General features: G+C 74.1%; 12 protein-coding genes. 2 read left to right on the forward strand and 10 right to left on the reverse strand.

The features are described from left to right. Positions 1-20 precede the first annotated feature (20 nt). From ACBJ59_RS01530 to ACBJ59_RS01550, 5 genes are all read right to left on the reverse strand, one after another. On the reverse strand, positions 21-1,235 hold the full coding sequence (locus ACBJ59_RS01530; RefSeq protein ID WP_375108349.1) for an FxsB family cyclophane-forming radical SAM/SPASM peptide maturase: 1,215 nt from the start codon (positions 1,233-1,235) through the stop codon (positions 21-23). Positions 1,236-1,426: 191 nt separating this feature from the next. Next, entirely contained in the window at positions 1,427-2,578 is a 1,152-nt protein-coding gene (locus ACBJ59_RS01535) for an acyl-CoA dehydrogenase family protein (RefSeq protein ID WP_375108350.1), read from the reverse strand. A gap of 102 nt (positions 2,579-2,680) precedes the next feature. Continuing rightward, the gene (locus tag ACBJ59_RS01540) at positions 2,681-3,985 is read right to left on the reverse strand and encodes a M1 family metallopeptidase (protein WP_375108858.1); all 1,305 of its coding nucleotides are present in this window, start codon (positions 3,983-3,985) and stop codon (positions 2,681-2,683) included. Next, complete coding sequence (locus ACBJ59_RS01545) at positions 3,982-7,944, reverse strand: Pls/PosA family non-ribosomal peptide synthetase (protein ID WP_375108351.1); 3,963 nt, start codon at positions 7,942-7,944, stop codon at positions 3,982-3,984. Before ACBJ59_RS01545 ends, ACBJ59_RS01540 begins: the two co-directional genes overlap by 4 nt. Before the next feature lie 158 nt (positions 7,945-8,102). Next, positions 8,103-8,444: an ArsR/SmtB family transcription factor gene (locus ACBJ59_RS01550; protein ID WP_375108352.1), complete on the reverse strand. Its 342-nt coding sequence runs from the start codon at positions 8,442-8,444 to the stop codon at positions 8,103-8,105. A gap of 86 nt (positions 8,445-8,530) precedes the next feature. On the opposite strand from ACBJ59_RS01550, the gene ACBJ59_RS01555 reads away from it, so the two are divergent. Continuing rightward, positions 8,531-9,130: a gamma carbonic anhydrase family protein gene (locus ACBJ59_RS01555; protein WP_375108353.1), complete on the forward strand. Its 600-nt coding sequence runs from the start codon at positions 8,531-8,533 to the stop codon at positions 9,128-9,130. Between the two features lie 4 nt (positions 9,131-9,134). Here the strand turns inward: ACBJ59_RS01555 and ACBJ59_RS01560 are convergent, their stop codons facing one another. Both ACBJ59_RS01560 and ACBJ59_RS01565 read right to left on the reverse strand, forming a co-directional pair. Further along, positions 9,135-9,917, reverse strand: a complete 783-nt coding sequence (locus ACBJ59_RS01560) for a hypothetical protein (RefSeq protein ID WP_375108354.1) — start codon at positions 9,915-9,917, stop codon at positions 9,135-9,137. An 18-nt stretch (positions 9,918-9,935) separates the two neighbouring features. Then, a complete protein-coding gene (locus ACBJ59_RS01565; protein WP_375108355.1) occupies positions 9,936-10,769 on the reverse strand; it encodes a hypothetical protein in 834 nt (277 codons plus the stop codon). Between the two features lie 244 nt (positions 10,770-11,013). Here ACBJ59_RS01565 and ACBJ59_RS01570 point away from each other — a divergent pair, with 244 nt between their 5' ends. Beyond that, on the forward strand, positions 11,014-11,730 hold the full coding sequence (locus ACBJ59_RS01570) for a class I SAM-dependent methyltransferase (protein WP_375108356.1): 717 nt from the start codon (positions 11,014-11,016) through the stop codon (positions 11,728-11,730). A 77-nt stretch (positions 11,731-11,807) separates the two neighbouring features. Here ACBJ59_RS01570 and ACBJ59_RS01575 read toward each other — a convergent pair whose 3' ends face one another. The 3 genes from ACBJ59_RS01575 to ACBJ59_RS01585 all read right to left on the reverse strand — a co-directional run bounded on the left by ACBJ59_RS01575 (position 11,808) and on the right by ACBJ59_RS01585 (position 16,472). Next, positions 11,808-14,450 carry a DUF6493 family protein gene (locus ACBJ59_RS01575; protein ID WP_375108357.1) on the reverse strand — a complete coding sequence of 881 codons (2,643 nt, stop codon included), beginning with the start codon at positions 14,448-14,450 and terminating at the stop codon, positions 11,808-11,810. Between the two features lie 96 nt (positions 14,451-14,546). Further along, a complete protein-coding gene (locus ACBJ59_RS01580) occupies positions 14,547-15,527 on the reverse strand; it encodes a DUF2804 domain-containing protein (RefSeq protein WP_375108358.1) in 981 nt (326 codons plus the stop codon). Positions 15,528-15,539: 12 nt separating this feature from the next. Further along, on the reverse strand, positions 15,540-16,472 hold the full coding sequence (locus ACBJ59_RS01585; RefSeq protein WP_375108359.1) for a MarR family transcriptional regulator: 933 nt from the start codon (positions 16,470-16,472) through the stop codon (positions 15,540-15,542). Positions 16,473-16,618 lie beyond the last annotated feature (146 nt).

Genomic DNA, 16,618 nt, shown 5'->3' on the forward strand with positions numbered 1-16,618 from the left:
TTCCTTTTCATGCCACCGCTTCATGTCACCGCGCGCCGGAGCTCGGCGACCAGGCGGGATCGGATGTGCTCGATCAACCGGTAGAGGTCGGGGCAGTAGACGGACGGGTTGGCGAACCCCGTGCCCGTCCGGTAGCGATGTGAGTAGAGCCCGCCGCCGCAGACCCGCCCGAACGTGCACGCCTTGCACGTGTCGCTGAGCGCGTCCCAGCCGAGCTGGCGGGCGATCATGCCGGGGTGCAGCAGGGCCTCGTCGAAGGAGTGGTCGGTGATGTTCAGGCCGGTGGCGGGGGCGCCCTGGCCGACCACCTTGAGCGAGTCGGTCTGCTCGATGGTGCCGTCCGTCTCGATGACCACGACCGTGGAGGCGGTCAGGCCGACGGACTCGCTCGCCGAGCTGCCGCCCAGCAGCAGGTTGACGATCTGCTGGAACAGCCGCACCGTGCTCTCGGACTTGCTGTCGTACCAGCGGTCGAAGATCGGGATCAACCAGTCGGCGTACGGTGCCGGGCTGGTGTCCGGGCCCCGGCCCGGCGGCGGGGAGTCCCAGGTGGCGTGCGGGAGCAGGAAGTCCAGCGCCGGCGGCTCGAACGCGATCAGTGCCTCGTACGTCTCGACCGGGTCGTTCTCCAGGTCGATCGTGCACAGCAGGCCGCCGTACAGGTGCCGGAACTCCGGGCGCATGAGCTGCCTCAGGCCCGCCGACACCGCGTCGTAGCTGCCCCGGCCGTCGGCGAACCTGCGGTTGCGGTCGTTGCCGCGGGGATATCCGTCGAGGCTCACCCCCACCTTGACCCCCAGCTGGTCGAACGAGCGCAGGGCCGGCTCGCCCAGCAGCACGGCGTTGGTCTGCACCACGGCGTCCAGCCGGACGCTCTCGCCGATCTCGTTCCGGACGACTTCGACGATCTTGGCGAGGTAGTCGTGCCCGGCCAGCAGCGGCTCGCCCCCGTGCAGGACCACGCGGAGCGAGGGGAGGTGGTGCTCGGCGGCGTGCTCGGCGATGCGCTGCGCGGCGACCGTGACGAGCTGCGGATCCATCACCATCGGACGGGAGCGCCAGCTCTGGTCGGCCATCGTGTACATGTAGCAGTAATCGCAGGAAAGATTGCAGCGGCTGTGTACTTTGAGCAGGAATTGCCGGAAGGGATGCGGGCGCCAGCCGCCCCGTGACAACTCATCGACATCGAGGGTGGCAGGCCACTCCCGTGACTGATCCCCCGCGTCGGGCCTCAACCGGAAACCACCCCGTCATCCACCCGGGTAAGTTCGCCACAATGAATCTGAATTTAGACCGACTTGATGTTAACCGACTTGCAAACTCGGGGGGAGGCCCTATTCGGAAGCCGCTTGCCCTATTTGTGGCTTTTGTTTGATCGTTATCCGTGTAGAGGGATCGCACGGCGGACGCCGGTCAGGCGGCGGTGTCAGCGGAAGGCCGGGACGGTGGGTGGCAGGCCCATGAGGACGGCGCCCGCGGCGTCGTACATGGCCGGGCTGAGGAAGGCGTGCTCCTGCGGCACCATCGCGTCCCCGAGCAGGGCCTGCAGCGGGTGGTCGCGGTAGATCGCCGCGGTGCCGGACAGCGAGACGACCTTGCCGACCACCTCCGCGGCGGTCCGGGCGAGGTGGGCGGCGGACAGGCGCAGGTGCGCGTTCTGCCCGTCACCGACCAGCCCGCCGGCCAGCACCGCCTGCCACGCCTCCTCGGCGGCCTCGTAGAAGTAGGCCCGGGCCGAGCGGAGCGCGGCCTCCGCCTCGGCGATCCCGGCGCGGTAGTAGGCGCGCTCGGCGAGCTTCGGGGCGCCGGTGATGCTCCCCCGGTCGCCGCCGGTTCCCTGGGCGAAGTCGAGCGCGGCCCGGGCGACGCCGGCGGAGACGACGGACAGCGACTGGGCGGCGTACGAGATCGCGGGATAGCGGTAGAGCGGCTCGTCGATCACCGGCGTGCCGCCCCGGATGAAGGACCACTCGCGGCCGACCTCCACGTCCTCGGCCACCAGGTCGAAGGAGCCGGTGCCCTGCATGCCGACCACGTCCCAGTCCCGCACGATCTCCAGGCGCTCGGGGCGCACCAGCACCCCGCGCGGCTTGCCGGCGGTCGAGTCGTCGCCGGGGATGCCGACGCAGACGATGTCGGCGGCCATGCAGCCGCTGGCGAACTTCCACCGCCCGCTGAGGCGGAAGCCGCGCTCGGTCGGGGTGGCCGGCTGGACGGGGAACAGCGCGCCGGCGAAGACGACGTCGGGGCCGTCGGCGTACAGCTCGGCCTGGCTCTCCAGCGGCAGCGGGCCCAGGTAGACGAGCTGGGAGCCGAAGCCGGCGACCCAGCCGGTGGAGCCGTCGACGGCGGAGATCCGCTCGATCTTCCTGAGGAACTCCGCGGGCGGCATCGTCTCGCCGCCGAACCGCTCCGGTGTGGCCGCCCGGTAGAGGCCGAGCCGCTTGAGCCGGTCGACGAAGTCCTTGGGGACGTAGCGCAGCTCCCCGAACTCCCCGCGGCGGCGGGCCAGCTCCGCGAGCATGTCCTCGAACGCGTCGGGTCCGCCGGCCGGTCCGGTCCCCTGGTTCTGCGCCATCGCCGCTCCTCCCGGGTCCACCTTCCGAGGCTACGACGGGCGTCCCCGTCCGGGGCGGGCATCCGCTCAGTCCCGCGGGGTCCAGGGGCGGCAGCCGCTTGCTCAGTCCTGCGGGTCCAGGGGCGGCAGCGGCTTCTCGTACAGCCAGGCGGACAGCAGCGCGTCCACCGGCTGCGCGGCGTGCCGCCGGAGGTGGGCGGCGAACTCCCGGGTCGTGACGCTCCCGTGCCGGTGCTCGGCCGTCCAGGCGCGCAGGGCGAGGAAGAACGCCCGGTCGCCGACGGCCCGGCGCAGCGCGTGCAGGGTGAGCGCGCCCCGCTTGTAGACGCGGTCGTCGAACAGCGCGGCCGGGCCGGGGTCGGCCAGGGCGAAGTCCTGCGGCAGCAGCGCGAGGCGGTGCCGCCAGCGCCGGGCGTGCTCGCCGGCGGGCGGGCCGCCCGACTCCTCCGACCAGAGCCACTCGGCGTACGTGGCGAACCCCTCCTGCAGCCAGATGTCCCGCCAGCAGGCCACGGTGAGGCTGTTGCCGAACCACTGGTGCGCCAGCTCGTGCGCGACCAGGCGCTCGCTCCCGCGTACGCCGTCGACGTGGTTCCGGCCGAAGATCGACATGCCCTGCGCCTCGACCGGGATGTCCAGGTCGTCGTCGGTCACCACGACGGTGTAGCCGGCGAACGGGTAGGGCCCGAACAGGGCGGTGAACAGCGCCATCATCTCGCCCTGCCGGCCGAAGTCGTGGCGTACGCGGGTGGCCAGCCGCGCCGGGTGGGCCAGCCTGGTCCCGGCGACCTCGGACAGCTGGTAGCGGCCGATCTGCACGCTCGCCAGGTAGCTGGCCATGGGCTCGGCCTGGTCGTAGATCCACGTCGTGCTCCCGGCCCCGCGCCGCCTGGCCACGAGCACGCCGTTCGCGATCACCTGGTACGGCGCGGCGGTGGTCACGGCGATGCGGTAGGAGGCCTTGTCGCCGGGCCGGTCGTTGCACGGGAACCAGGAGGGCGCCCCGATCGGCTGCCCGGCGACGAGCGCGCCGTCGCTCAGCTCCTCCCAGCCGAGCCCGCCCCAGGGGCTCGGCACCGGTACGGGGTTGCCCGAGTAGCGCACCTCGACCCCGGCGCTCGCCCCGGGGGGCAGCGGCCTGGGCAGGGTCACGCGCAGCTTGCCCTGGCCGTGCGCGTGCCGGGCGGCCACGCCGTCCACGGTGACCCCCGAGACCCGGAACCTGCCGAGGTCCAGCTCCAGCACGCCGAGCGGCTCGGCGGCGGCCGCCGTGGCGACCACCGTCAGCCGGGCCGTGCCGTCGAGCCGGTTGGCCGCGACCCGGTAGCCCAGCGTCAGGTCGTAGTGCGTGACGCCGTAGCGGTGGTCACCGTGCGCGGGGAAGTACGGGGTCGAGATGGGGATCATCGCCACGCCGAGATGGGGTTGCCGAACCACCGGGTGCGCCCGGGCACGCTCTCGCCGCGCATGACCAGGGAGGCGGGGCCGATCGTGCTGTCGGCGCCCACCCGCGCGGCCGGCAGGACCACGCCGTGCGGGCCCAGCGTCGCGCCGGCCCCGAGCGTCACGGTGTCGATGCTCATGACGCGGTCGTGGAAGAGGTGGGTCTGCAGCACGCAGCCCCGGTTGACGCACGCCCCGTCGCCCAGGGTCACCAGATCCGCCTCGGGCAGCCAGTACGTGTCACACGTGACCCCATGTCCAATGCGTGCCCCGAGCGAGCGCAGCCACACGTTCAGCGGCGCGGTCCCCAGCCACGGCTGGGCGAACCAGGGCGCCGCCAGCACCTCGACGAAGTTGTCCGCCAGCTCGTTGCGCCACACGAACGAGCTCCACAGCGGCCGGTTGCCGGCCCGGATCCGGCCGACCAGGGCCCACTTGGCGGCCGTGGCGACCAGCGCCGCGACCGCCCCGGCGGACGCCATGACCACGCCGCCGAGCGCGGCCGCCACGGCGAAGCCGTACCGGGCGGCGAGCCCCTCGAACGCGGCGGCGACCAGGACGGCCAGCGCGACCGCGCACATGGCGGGCACCACGCGGAACGCCTCGACGACCGCCCGGGCCGCCCGGTACCGCGCGGGCGGGTCGTAGGTGCGGCTCCGGTCCCCCTCCTCCGCGGTACGGCGCAGCTCCATGGGCGGCATCCCCACGTACGAGGAGCCGGACTTGGCCTTCTTCGGCGTCGCCGACAGCACGCCGACCAGGCCGTCCTTGGGCACCTTGCGGCCGGGCGCGGTCATGCCCGAGTTGCCGAGGAAGGCGCGCTTGCCGATCCGCGCGGACGCGATGCGCATCCACCCGCCGTCGAGCTCGTACGGGGCCACCATCGTGTCGTCGGCCAGGAAGGCGCCGTCGCCGACCGAGGTCATCGTGGGCAGCGCGAGGACCGTGGACAGCTCGGTGCCGCGGCCCACCTTCATGCCCAGCGCCCGCAGCCAGGCGGGGGTCAGGACGCTCGCGTACAGGGGGAACAGCCAGACGCGGGCCGAGGCCATCAGCCGTCCGGTCGCCCACGCCTGCCACGCCTGCCGGCTGTGCACCGGGTGGTGGCCCGGGTGCAGGCCAAGGCCGAGCAGCCGCACGCTGACCAGCGTGACCAGGGCGAAGGCGGCCATACCGGCGATCGTCGCCAGGGGCACGGCCAGCAGGACGGCGGTGACCGCCTCGCCGAGCGTGCGGGCGTCCCGGGCGAACACCGCCGCCACCGCCAGCCCGGCCCCGGCCGCCACCACCGGGAGCAGGCTGAGCGCGACGGCGCTCACGGCGTACAGCGTCGCCCAGAACCGGGAGCGGCCGGCCCGCTCGGGAGGCCGCGTCCGGCGCGACTTGCCCTGCCGGAACGCCGGCACCCCGGCCCAGAGCTCGCCCGCGGGCACGGTGCCCGCGACGGCCGACCCCGGGGCTATCTGGGAGTTCTTGCCGATGCGCGCGCCCGGCAGCAGCGTCGAGCGGGAGCCGACGGTGGCGCCGGCGCCGATCCGGATCTCGCCGATGCGCACGAGGTCGCCGTCGTACCAGTGGCCGCTGAGGTCGACCTCCTGCTCGACGGACGCGCCCCTGCCCACCTTGAGCAGGCCGGTGACGGGCGGGGGCGAGTGCAGGTCGGCGTCCGCGCCCACCTGGGCGCCGAGCAGCCGGGCGTACCAGGTCATCCAGGGCGCGCTGGCCAGGTCGGGGACGCCGAGCCTGGCCGCGAACTGCTCGGCGAACCACAGTCTCAGGTGTACGCCGCCGCCGCGCGGGTGGGCGCCCGGCCGCAAGCCGCGCAGCAGCAGCCTGGCCACCGCCGCGGACAGGCTCATGCGCCCCATGGGGGTCAGGAAAGCCAGCGCGCCCAGCGTCACCCACCACCAGGACAGGGCCGGCGCCCACGGCGGCGCGAGCAGGTTGCCCAGCGCGGCCAGCGGCACGAGCCAGCGCATCGCGCCGGCGGTGAGCAGCGGGATCATGAGCAGCGACTGGGCCAGCGCGGCCCGCCGGGGCATGGGCGCGACGGGCGGCCGCTCGGGCTCGCTCTCGCCCCTGCCGGCCAGGATGCGCGCCAGCCCGGCGAGCGTCGGCTGCGCGTACACGTCGCCGACCGCCACGTCCGGGTGGTCGGGGCGCAGCACGGACACCAGCCGGGCCGCGGCCAGGCTGGTGCCTCCGTCGGCGAAGAAGTCGGCGCCGGGGCCGTCCGGCGCCACGCCGAGGACGCCGGTCCACCGCTCGGCCAGCAGCGCCTCCGCCGGGGTCAGCGCGGCGGAGGAGCCGCCGGGCTCCGTGAGCGGCCAGGGCAGCGCGTCGCGGTCGATCTTGCCGGAGGTCCTGGTCGGGAGCGAGCCGACCGTTGCCAGGCGCGGCACGAGGGCCGCGGGCAGCGAGTCGGCGAGCAGCTCGCGCGCCTCAGCGGCGTCGAAGCCGGGGCCGGCGACGACGTACCCCACGAGCAGCTGATGGCCGCCGCCCGCGGTGCGGACGGCCGCGGCCGCTCCGGTGACGCCGGGCAACGCCTGCAGCGCGGCGTCCACCTCGCCCAGCTCGATCCGGCGCCCGCCGAGTTTCACCTGGTCGTCGGCCCGGCCGAGGAACACGAGGCCCTCGGGGTCGGCGCGTACGAGGTCGCCGCTGCGGTAGGCGCGGCCCCAGCCCAGCGACGGCAGCGGCGCGTACTTCTCGGCGTCCTTGACCGGGTCCAGGTAGCGGGCCAGGCCGACGCCGCCGATGACCAGCTCGCCGGTCTCCCCCATGGCCACCGGCTCGCCGGCGTCGCCGACCACGGCCAGGTCCCAGCCGTCGAGGGGCAGCCCGATGCGTACGGGCCCGTCGCCGGTGAGCCGCGCCGCGGACGCCACCACCGTCGCCTCGGTGGGCCCGTAGGTGTTCCACACCTCCCGCCCCGGCACGGCGAGCCGCTCGACCAGCTCGGGAGGGCACGCCTCGCCGCCGAAGACGAGCAGCCGGACCCCGCCGAGGTGCTCGACCGGCCAGAGCGCGGCCAGCGTCGGCACGGTCGAGACGGCCGTGATGCCCCGGGCGGCCAGCCAGGGGCCCAGGTCGATCCCCGTACGCACCAGGGCTCGGGGGGCGGGCACGAGGCAGGCGCCGTTGCGCCAGGCCAGCCACATCTCCTCGCACGAGGCGTCGAAGGCCACGGAGAGCCCGGCCAGCACGCGATCGCCGGGGCCGAGGGGGCGCTCGCGCAGGAAGAGGCCCGCTTCGGCGTCGGCGAACGCGGCCGCCGACCGATGCGTCACCGCCACGCCCTTCGGCCGTCCGGTGGAGCCGGACGTGAAGATGATCCACGCGTCGTCCCCCGGCGCGGGCGCCTCGACGGCCTCCCCGGCCACCTCGCCACCCCAGGAACCGCCACCCCAGGGGCCGCCACTCCCCGCGCTGCCGCTTCCCGAAGCGCCGCTTCCCGCGCTGCCACTCCCCGCCGTGTCGCTTTCCGCAGTGCCGCTTTCCGCCGTGTCGCGGACGGTCAGCTTGTCCGTGAGGACGGCGTCCACGGCGGCCTCGGAGAAGACCAGCTCGGCCCGCTCGTCCGGGTCGTCGGCGTCGACCGGCACGTACGCGGCGCCCGCCGCCAGCACGGCCAGGATGGACACGTACAGCTCGGCGGTCCCCGACGGGATGCGCACGCCCACCCGGGCGCCGCGCCCGATCCCGGCCTCCGCGAGCTCGGCGGCCAGCCGGTTCACCTCGGCGCGCAACGAGCGGTAGTCGAGACGCGTGCTGCCGTCGTCGAGCGCGGGCGCGTCCGGATGGCGGCGCGTGGTCTCGTCGAGGATGTCGAGCAACGTGCGCGGTGGCGGCGCCAGCGGGCCGGCGGGATAGACCGCGGACGCGGTTCTGGGGCGTAATTCAGCCGGGTTGCTACGCAAACGCTGCTCCCTGAGTCAGGCGGTCGGTGCCTGGAAGGCAGATGCCGCGGCATCCCGAATCATCCGCCACCATCGTGGCGTTCGCGCCACCCCGTGCCAAACGGCCCCGGCGAGCGATCTTATTCCGCCTGGCCGGCCGCGTACCGGGCGGTCGCGGGCTAGAGGGAGTGGCCGAGCAGGTCGATGATCCCGGCGATGCGCTCCTCGTCGCGCCGGTAGTGCGTCCACTTCCCCACCCGGGTCGAGCGGACCAGCCCGGCGCGTTCGAGGGAGGCCATGTACGCCGAGACAGTCGACTGCGCGAGCCCGGTCTTGGCCTGGAGGTGGCTCACGCACACGCCTACCTCGTGCGGATCGGCGATGCCCTCCGCCACCGGGAAATGGCGCTCGGGGTCGCGCAGCCACTGGAGCAGCTGCAGGCGCACCGGGTTGGCGAGCGCCTTGAACACGTCGAGCAGTTCGGCGGAGGTGTCCGAGGAAGGACGGGCATGTGTCGTCATAGGTGATCAGGCCGAGTATACGGCTGATAACGATGATTCGCGGAACTTCGATATGTCGTGCCCTGCTCATGCCTAGGATCGGAGCCATGTTGCTTGAGCATCGCGGCAGGAGGCCCGTGGTCCCCGAGTCCGCCTACGTGGCGCCGACGGCCGTCCTCTGTGGCGAGGTCGTCCTGGGTGAGCGGGCGCGCGTCCTGCACGGGGCCGTCCTCACCGGAGAGGACGGTGCGGTGCGTACCGGCTCGGACGTGGTGGTGATGGAGAACGCGCTGATCCGCGGCCGGGCGGGACACCACGCGATCATCGGCGACGCCGTGCTGGTCGGCCCGCACGCGCACGTCAACGGGGCGGTCGTCGAGGACGAGGTCTTCGTGGCGACGGGGGCGTCGCTCTTCCCCGGCGCGGTGGCCGGGGCCCGCTCCGAGCTGCGGATCAACAGCGTGCTGCACGTCAACTCGAGGCTCGAACCCGGCACCGTCGTGCCCATCGGCTGGATCGCGGCGGGGGACCCGGCCGAGCTGTTCTCCCCCGAGCGGCACGAGGAGCTGTGGGAGAAGCAGCGCGGCCTCGACTTCCCCGGCACGGTCTACGGCGTGCCCCGTGGCACGCCGATGCGCGACATCATGGCCCGCCAGGCCGAGTTCTACGGCGCGCACCTCGACGACCGGCCGCTCGGCGAGGCGTGAGCCCTCAGGCGCCGGCCCGGGATCCGGTGGCGGCCACCATCGGCAGGAACTGGTCGTAGAAGTCCACCCGCAGCTCGTAGGCCCGCCGCTCGACCTCCCGGAACCCGTCGGCCCCGTCGTCGCGGGCCAGCAGCTCGCTCAGCCGTACCCCGAGCTGGTCCGAATGGCTCGCCGACAGCCGCGAGGTCGCCGCGAGCGGGTGCGCCTTGGCGTCGTGAAGGAGGTGGGGATAGTAGAAGTAGGAGTGGTTCTTGCCGTCGCGCGTGAGGTGCGGCTCCATCCGGGGCCAGAACCGGCCGTATTCGACGGAGACCAGGATCTCCCCCCAGAAGCGCAGGATCGCCAGCAGCCGCAGGTCGGCGTGCTCGGACCGGCCGGCGTCGGCGATGAGCTCCAGGGTGCCGGTGATGGCGGCCGTGGTGGCCGCGCTGGGCCGCGCCTCGACCAGGGCCCGCCGCGAGACGCCGAGCTGGAGCAGGTCCTCCTTCATGTCCTCGCGGTGTGACCGGGTACGGCCGTCGCTTCCCGGATATTCCTCCCGCAGGATCGTACGGGCGATGCGCAGCCCGGTCTCGTCGGTCAGCAGATCGATCGCCAGGTCGTAGGCCGGAGTGAACGACAGCGACAGGAAGCGCCGCTGGAGCAGCAGCGCGGCGAAGTCGTCCGCCGGGATCAGCGGCACGTGGGCGAGCACGGGATGCGCCTTGAACTCCTCGATCAGGCCGTCCTCGAAGTCGTCGAGCTCTTTCATGGAGACGGGCTCTTTCATGGAGTCGAGCTCTTTCATGGATCAGTCCTTTCGCCCCTAGAGAGAGATGTTGTTGACCGACACCTGCCAGTTCCCGAGATCGACCGGGCGGCTGATCTCCCAGATCTTCGTCAGCTCGTGCCGCACGTCGCGGCCCACCACGGTGTCGGCGCCGTGGACCTCGACCTGGCTCGAGTTGATGGCGAGCTTGTTGTGCAGGAAGGAGCTGACGAGATAGCGCTCGTCCACCTGGTAGACGGCGATCGACGGCAGCGAGTTGTAGACGTGGACCCGAAGGAGCTCGCGGTTCGCGCCGAGGCCGGCGTACATGGACGCGAACGCCTCCAGGCAGCGCCCCACGCTCTCGCGCACGTTCTCCTCGGCGCCGGGGTCGCGGTGCTTGCCGAGCGCCTCGTCGCGCAGCCGCGCGACCGGGGAGGCGGGGTGCAGCAGCAGCACGCGGACCCGGATGCCGCGGCGCACGATGGCCTCCGCCAGCTCCTTCTGGAAGTCCGGCAGGTTGGGGATCCAGGTCTGCAGGATCGACACCTCCCGGCTCGCCGTGCCGAGGTGCTCGATGAACTCGCCCTTCGGGAAGCCCTCGTGCACGCGCGCCACGCCTCCGTAGTGATCGCGCAGGCGGTCGCGGACGATCGCGTCCGTGTCGAGCCGCCGGACCAGCTCGTGGATCTGGTCGACCACCCGCAGCCGGTCGATCTCCAGCAGCAGGAACACGGTCACCGTGCTCAGGATCAGCAGCGTGATCTTGGGCAGGGCGGTTCCCAAGGTCATCGCGTCGAGCAGGCCCAGCAGGTCGGCGAGGGCGACGCCGATGCCCGCGCACGCCAGCACCCACAGCACCGCCCGCTGGGCGAAACGATGTATGGCCATGGCCACAGCACACCCCTGTCACACGGCAGCAAGTTCCGTCTTTGGAGGCTCACGGTGAGCAACGTCCGTGACTCCATCCTGGTGCACCGATCACGGCGGCGCGGACGAATCGACCAACCCGAGCATCACGGAGGGTGAGATTCGCGCCTTTCCAGCGGATCATCACCCTCTTGACGATCGCCCCATGAAATCCCTAATCTCACGAAATGATGATGATTATCAATATCGTGAATAAGGGGTGAGGATGGCCGACGAATACGAGCGCTCGGCGGAGTTCGTCGACATGATGCTCGCCCCGCACTGGGCCGCCCTGGGGCCACCGCTGGCGCAGGCGCTGGCCGGGCTCGCCGGCCCGGTCGTGGACGTGGGCGCGGGCGGCGGGCACGGCACGCGGGTCATCGCCCGGGCGGTGCCCGGGGCCGAGATCGTGGCCGTCGAGCCGTCGGCGGGGCTGCGCTCGGTCCTGCTGGCGCGGGTGAACGAGAGCGCCGGGCTCCGCGACCGGGTGACCGTGCTGCCGGAGGGCTTCCTGAAGACCACGCTGCCGGAGCGGCTCGGCGCCCTCGTCGCCATGAACGTCATCGGGCACTTCGACCCGCCCGGGCGGCGACGGGTCTGGCGCCTGCTCGCCGACCGGCTCGCCCCCGGCGGCCGGGCGGTGCTGAACCTGCAGCCGCCCTCCGAGCCGACGGCGGTGCCGGAGTCCCGGTTCGCGGACGTGCGGGTGGGGCGGCGCCGGTACGAGGGCCTGGGCCGCGCCGTACCGGCCGGGCCCGGCCGGATCACCTGGCACATGACGTACCGCACGTACCACGACGAGCGGCCCGCCGGGGAGGTGACGGCGAGTTACGACTGGTGGATCCTCGACGAGCCCGGGCTCAAGGCGGAGCTCGCCGAGCACGGCCTCACCCCGGCCCGCACGGGCCCGCCCGAGCTCGGCCTGTACGTGATCGGCCGGTAGCTGATCGGCCGGTAGCTGATCGGCGGGGCCGGCGCGCCGGCCAGGTAGCCGGGCCGCCGCACGAACGGTCCGCCCGGTCAGGAGATCGCCAGGTGCAGGCGCCGCGCCTCCTTCAGCACGTGGCTGGACCCCTTGCGGGCCGCCAGGTCCGCCAGCCCGCGGATCTCGCACCGCACTCCGGTGAGGGCGGCGGCCTGCACGGCCACCTCGAGCAGCTCGCCGAGCCCGGCCCGGGGCCGCTCGCCGGGGGCCGGCAGCAGGGACGGGAGCGCCACGGCGAGGGCCCGCCAGATCTCCGCGTGCGCCCCGCCCGAGGCCAGCTCGGCGAGGGCGGGGGTGATCCGCCCGAGGACGACGAGCTCGGCCCGGATCAGCTCGGCGATGGCCCGGCCCAGCTCCGCGGCCGGTAGCCGGCCGCGGACGGCGAGGACGGTCAGCGCGTCGGCCGCGGTCGCCCGCGGGGCGGGCCGCCGGTGCCCCAGAGCGGCGGCGATCGTGATCGCGGTCGCCGCCCCCACCGGTCCGTCGGCGTGCGCGAGTGCCGTCACGGCGTCCAGCCGGGCATCGGAGCCGTCGAGGAACCTGGGCAGGCACAGCAGGAGGTGGGCGGCCACGACCTCGGGGTGGGAGGGCATGATCGCCGGCCACCACACCACGTCGCGCGGGTAGGCGAGGTAGCCGGACCGGCGCTCCACCGCGCACAGCTCGGCCAGCCAGTCGGGCAGGCCCTCGGGCGGCACGACGCTGGGCCGCACCTCGTAGGGCACCCAGCGGTGGTCGCCGTCGTGCCGCACCCTGCGCAGCTTCCAGTCCACGACGGGGTCGGGCAGGCCGCCGTCGCGCAGCCAGGCCGCCAGCCGCCGGCCGGCCTGGGACGGCAGCTTCTCCGCGCGTACGAGCAGGGCCGGGTCGACGTGCCGCGGCAACCGTAACAACGCCTGCTGGAAGTCCGCCTCCAGCGGCTCGGTCTCCCCCAGCCGCTCCATCCGCTCGATCAGGGTCCGCGCGCCGACGTGGCCGGTGGCGGCGGTCGGCGTGGCCAGCAGCACGGGGATGGTCTCCCCCCGCTCGAACAGGGCGACCACCTCCCGCAGGCGGCGCCGGACGAGGCGCTGGGGCAGCACGTCGATGGGCGGGTGGTCATGGGATCGCCCGGCCGGCAGCGCGCTCAGCTCGCGGCCGTGCTCGGGCGAGACCACCGCCAGCGCGCAGCGCAACAGCAGGAACCGGGGGTCGCGGTCGTAGCCGTTGGCGACGTGGGCGTAGAAGCGGGCGTCGAACGGCTGGTGCCACTGTTCGAGCCACCAGGGCCGCAGCGCCGCCGCCACGCCGTCGCGGTCGTGGTGGGTCAGCTCGACCAGGGCGGCGAGGACCCGCTCCAACAGCTGTGGCTCGACGGCCGCCCGGCTGAGCACCGTCAGCTCGCGGGCCAGCTCCGCCACCGTGCCGATGGGCGGCGCGAGGACGGGCGGAGGGGACGGGGCGAGGACGGGGGCGGGCCACGGCTCCGGGTCCGGCTCCGGCACCGCGCCGTAGCCGGCGGCCACGCGCTCGCGCAGGTCGGCGGGCAACCGGGTGGCCGCCTCGCGGATCGCCTCGCGGCCTTCGTCGCCGGCGTGCGGGGCGAGCTTGACCGCCAGCCGCACCGCGCGCTCGCGCAGCGCCCGGGTGCCGGCGTCGAACACGCTCGCCAGCGCGGCCACCGCGCCGCCGCTCCTGGACGGGGGCGCGTCCGCCAGCCACTTCACGGCGGCCCCGGCGAACTCCGGCTCCGGCCGGAACGCCAGCGCGCCGACCGCCTCGGCGAACAGCTCGGCGTCCAGCGCTCCGGCGGCCTCGGCCCGGTGCAGCTCGTCCAGCGCCAGCCGCACGAGCGGGGAGGTGGCCGACGGCAGCAGGCGGACGAAGTCGAGCACCGGGATCTCGCCGGGCGTCGTGCGCAGCCACCGCCACAACGTCACGAACGGGGTGATCTCCGCGGCCTCGCCCCCGGCCAGGAAACGGCCGGCGCAGCCGTCGATCAGCGCCTGCCGCGGCACCCGGCCCGCCTCGGCCAGGCCGGCCAGCTCGCCGGCGATGGTCCGGCCGGGGTTCCACCACTCGTCCAGGGCGAGCGCCCGGCCCACGCCCTGGGCGTGGAACAGGTGCGGGAGCAGGTCGTCGAGCAGCGGGTCCGCGGCCAGGACGGGCGCTCCGCCGCTCCGCCGCTTCCGCCCGGCCAGCGCCCACACCCAGCCGGCGACGAACGCGTCGCCGTCGGGCGGCCCGAGGCCGGTCTCGATCGCCAGCGCGGCGGCCACGTCCCAGCCGGGCAGGCCCCACAGCCTGCGCCAATCCCGCTCGGCCGGGATACGCAGCCGGCCCACCAGCCGCTCGGCCAGGACGCGGCGCCACTTCTCGGGGCGGCGGCGCAGCACGGAGACGATCCGGGCGGCGTCGGCGTCGGGGTCGCGCGGGCGGCGCAGCTCCCTGCGGTCCAGCCAGGCCGCCACCTGGGCCGCCCCGGGCAGGCAGGCCGCACCGGCCAGGCGGTAGCCGGTGGCCAGGGCCTCGACCTCGCGGCGGGCCAGGAACCCGCCGCCGAGCTCCTCGGCCAGGTGGGCGGGCAGTTGCCGGGCCACCGCCTGCCTGCCGAGGTCGCTCAGCCCGTCGAGGAACCTCGCCAGGTCCTCGTCGTCACCAGCGTCGATGCGGTCGAGAACCTCTGTCCATGGGTTCACGCCGGCACCTCGTCTCCGGCGGGGCGGGGGTGGGACCCCGCGCGCGTGGCAGCGATCATGGCCGGGACGTTATCCGGCGGCCCCGACAATCCCGGGTCACCAGCGGTTGCGGGCCTCCTCCGCCCAGCCGGTCAGGCCGTCGAGGTCGGCCCATTGCCCGTCGTCGGCGCGTATCCGGCCGGTGAAGTGCCCGAAGCACTGGTGCGTCTCCGAGCCGACCAGGCCGAGCTCCGTACGCGAGACCTTCTCGTGGAAGGGCGTGAACTCCACCTCGACCCCGTCCCCCTGGATGCGCCACGGGCGCAGCCAGTCGGAGCGGTCGTACACCCACTCCAGCGAGGCGCCGATCTTGTGCAGCCGCCCGTCCAGGAACAGCGCGTTCTCGGTCAGGCCGGTGCCGTCGGTCCACTTCCCGCCGAGCTGCACGGCGAGGCCGGGAGCGCTGCCCGCGGCCCAGTTCCAGACGACGGAGTACGGCCACTTGCCCCGCCCGTGGTCGAGCACCGCGAAGGCGCCGTCGCCCACCTGGTGCTCGGCCGCGCCCAGCACCAGGCGCCCGTGCACGGGACGGCCGACGTCCTTGACCGTGTACTGGAAGCGGCGCGGGCCCCATGGGATCACCACCCCGAGCGACTCGTGCCCGTCCGGCAGCGGGACCTCCAGCTCCACGACCACCCCGGGCGCGCGGGCCGCGATCGAGGTGCCGCCGGGATGCTGGTCGATGGCGATCCGCACGCCGCCGCCCGCGACCCGGGCGGTCCCCTCCCCGCTGCGCGGCGGGAAGGCGGCACCGCGCGCCAGCGGCACCACGGCGTCGTGGCTCACCTCGGCCCGTGAGGCGCGGTCGAGCACGTAGAGGCCGTGCACGCCGGCGTAGTCGAGCGACGACGCCACCAGCCCGATCACGTGGGACGGGGTGACGATCCCCCAGTATTCCCAGCGCTTGGCCCGGCCCCAGCCCCGCAGGTTGGCCCGGTGCAGGGGGCGCCGGGTCCAGCCGACCGCCCGGGGGTCGAGGCGGCCGTCGGGCAGGCAGAGGTCCACGGGCTCGGTGATCTCCCGTTCATGGGTCGGCATGGGGAGAACGTACTATCCGGCGATCGCGCGCAGTGCCTGGCGTTGCGCGGGGCTCAGGCGGTCCGGCCTCGGGGCGAGGGTGTACGCGCCGGAGCCGGTGGCCCGCAGGGCGAGCGGGTCGGCGATGACCGGGCGGTGTTCGATGGCCTCCAGGGCGTCGGCGACGCGGCCCCCCGGCAGGCCCAGCGCCGTGGCCAGCTCGCCGGCGGTCAGCGGCCGGCCGGCGTCCGCCAGCGCGGCGATCACCGTCAGCGCGTCGCGGACGGCGGTGTCGGTCAGGCCGCTGTTGTTCATCTCATCGCTGACCCGGGCGAAGAACCGGCCCATCTGGCCCAGCCGCTCGCCGATGGGCGTGCCGGCGCCGAAGAGCTCGATCCCGCGCCGCGCGGCCTCGGCGACCCTGGCGTGCGCCCCGGTGTCGGCCTGCCACACCCGGAGCCAGGTGTCGTCGTCGATGACGTAGCGCTCGCGCCGCCCGCCGGGGTCGGGGCGGCGGCCGACCAGCTCCATCGCCTCCAGGTAGCCGATGGCCTTGGACACCGAGGCCGGGCTGACCCGCAGCCCGCGTACGAGCTCGGCGGCCGTCAGGCTCCCCCGGCCGGAGGTGATCAGGCAGACGAAGACCCGGGAGACCATCCGGGGCAGGCCGGTCCCGGCCAGCAGGGCGGCGAACTCCTCCACGTAGCCGCGCACCGACTCGGCCGTCCGCCCGTCGTCCGGCGGCTCCGTGGCCGGGGCGGGCCTGCGCCGCCGGGCGCGCCGCCCGGCGGCCTGCTGGGCCCGGTCGGGCAGGTAGTCGCCGCCCGCGGCGTTGCGGGCGACCTCCCGGCTGATCGTGGAGGTCGGGCGGCCGAGCCGGCGGGCGATCTCGGCGTACCCGAGCCCTTCGGCGAGCCAGGCCGCGATCCGCCGGCGGTCCTCGTGGGTCAGCCTGCCTCCGGGCATCGTCCGCCTCCTGTCCTGGTCCGGTCCAGTGTGCGTTCATCGACAGCACATTGCAACGGCAGATTGCGTTTATCGACATTGTTGTTGCAACGATTCTCGGAGAACTGCCTGTTCAAAGGCTTACATCCTTGATTTTTCGTTGACGT

It is taken from the genome of Nonomuraea sp. MTCD27, from assembly GCF_041950495.1.
Classification (GTDB): Bacteria; Actinomycetota; Actinomycetes; order Streptosporangiales; family Streptosporangiaceae; genus Nonomuraea.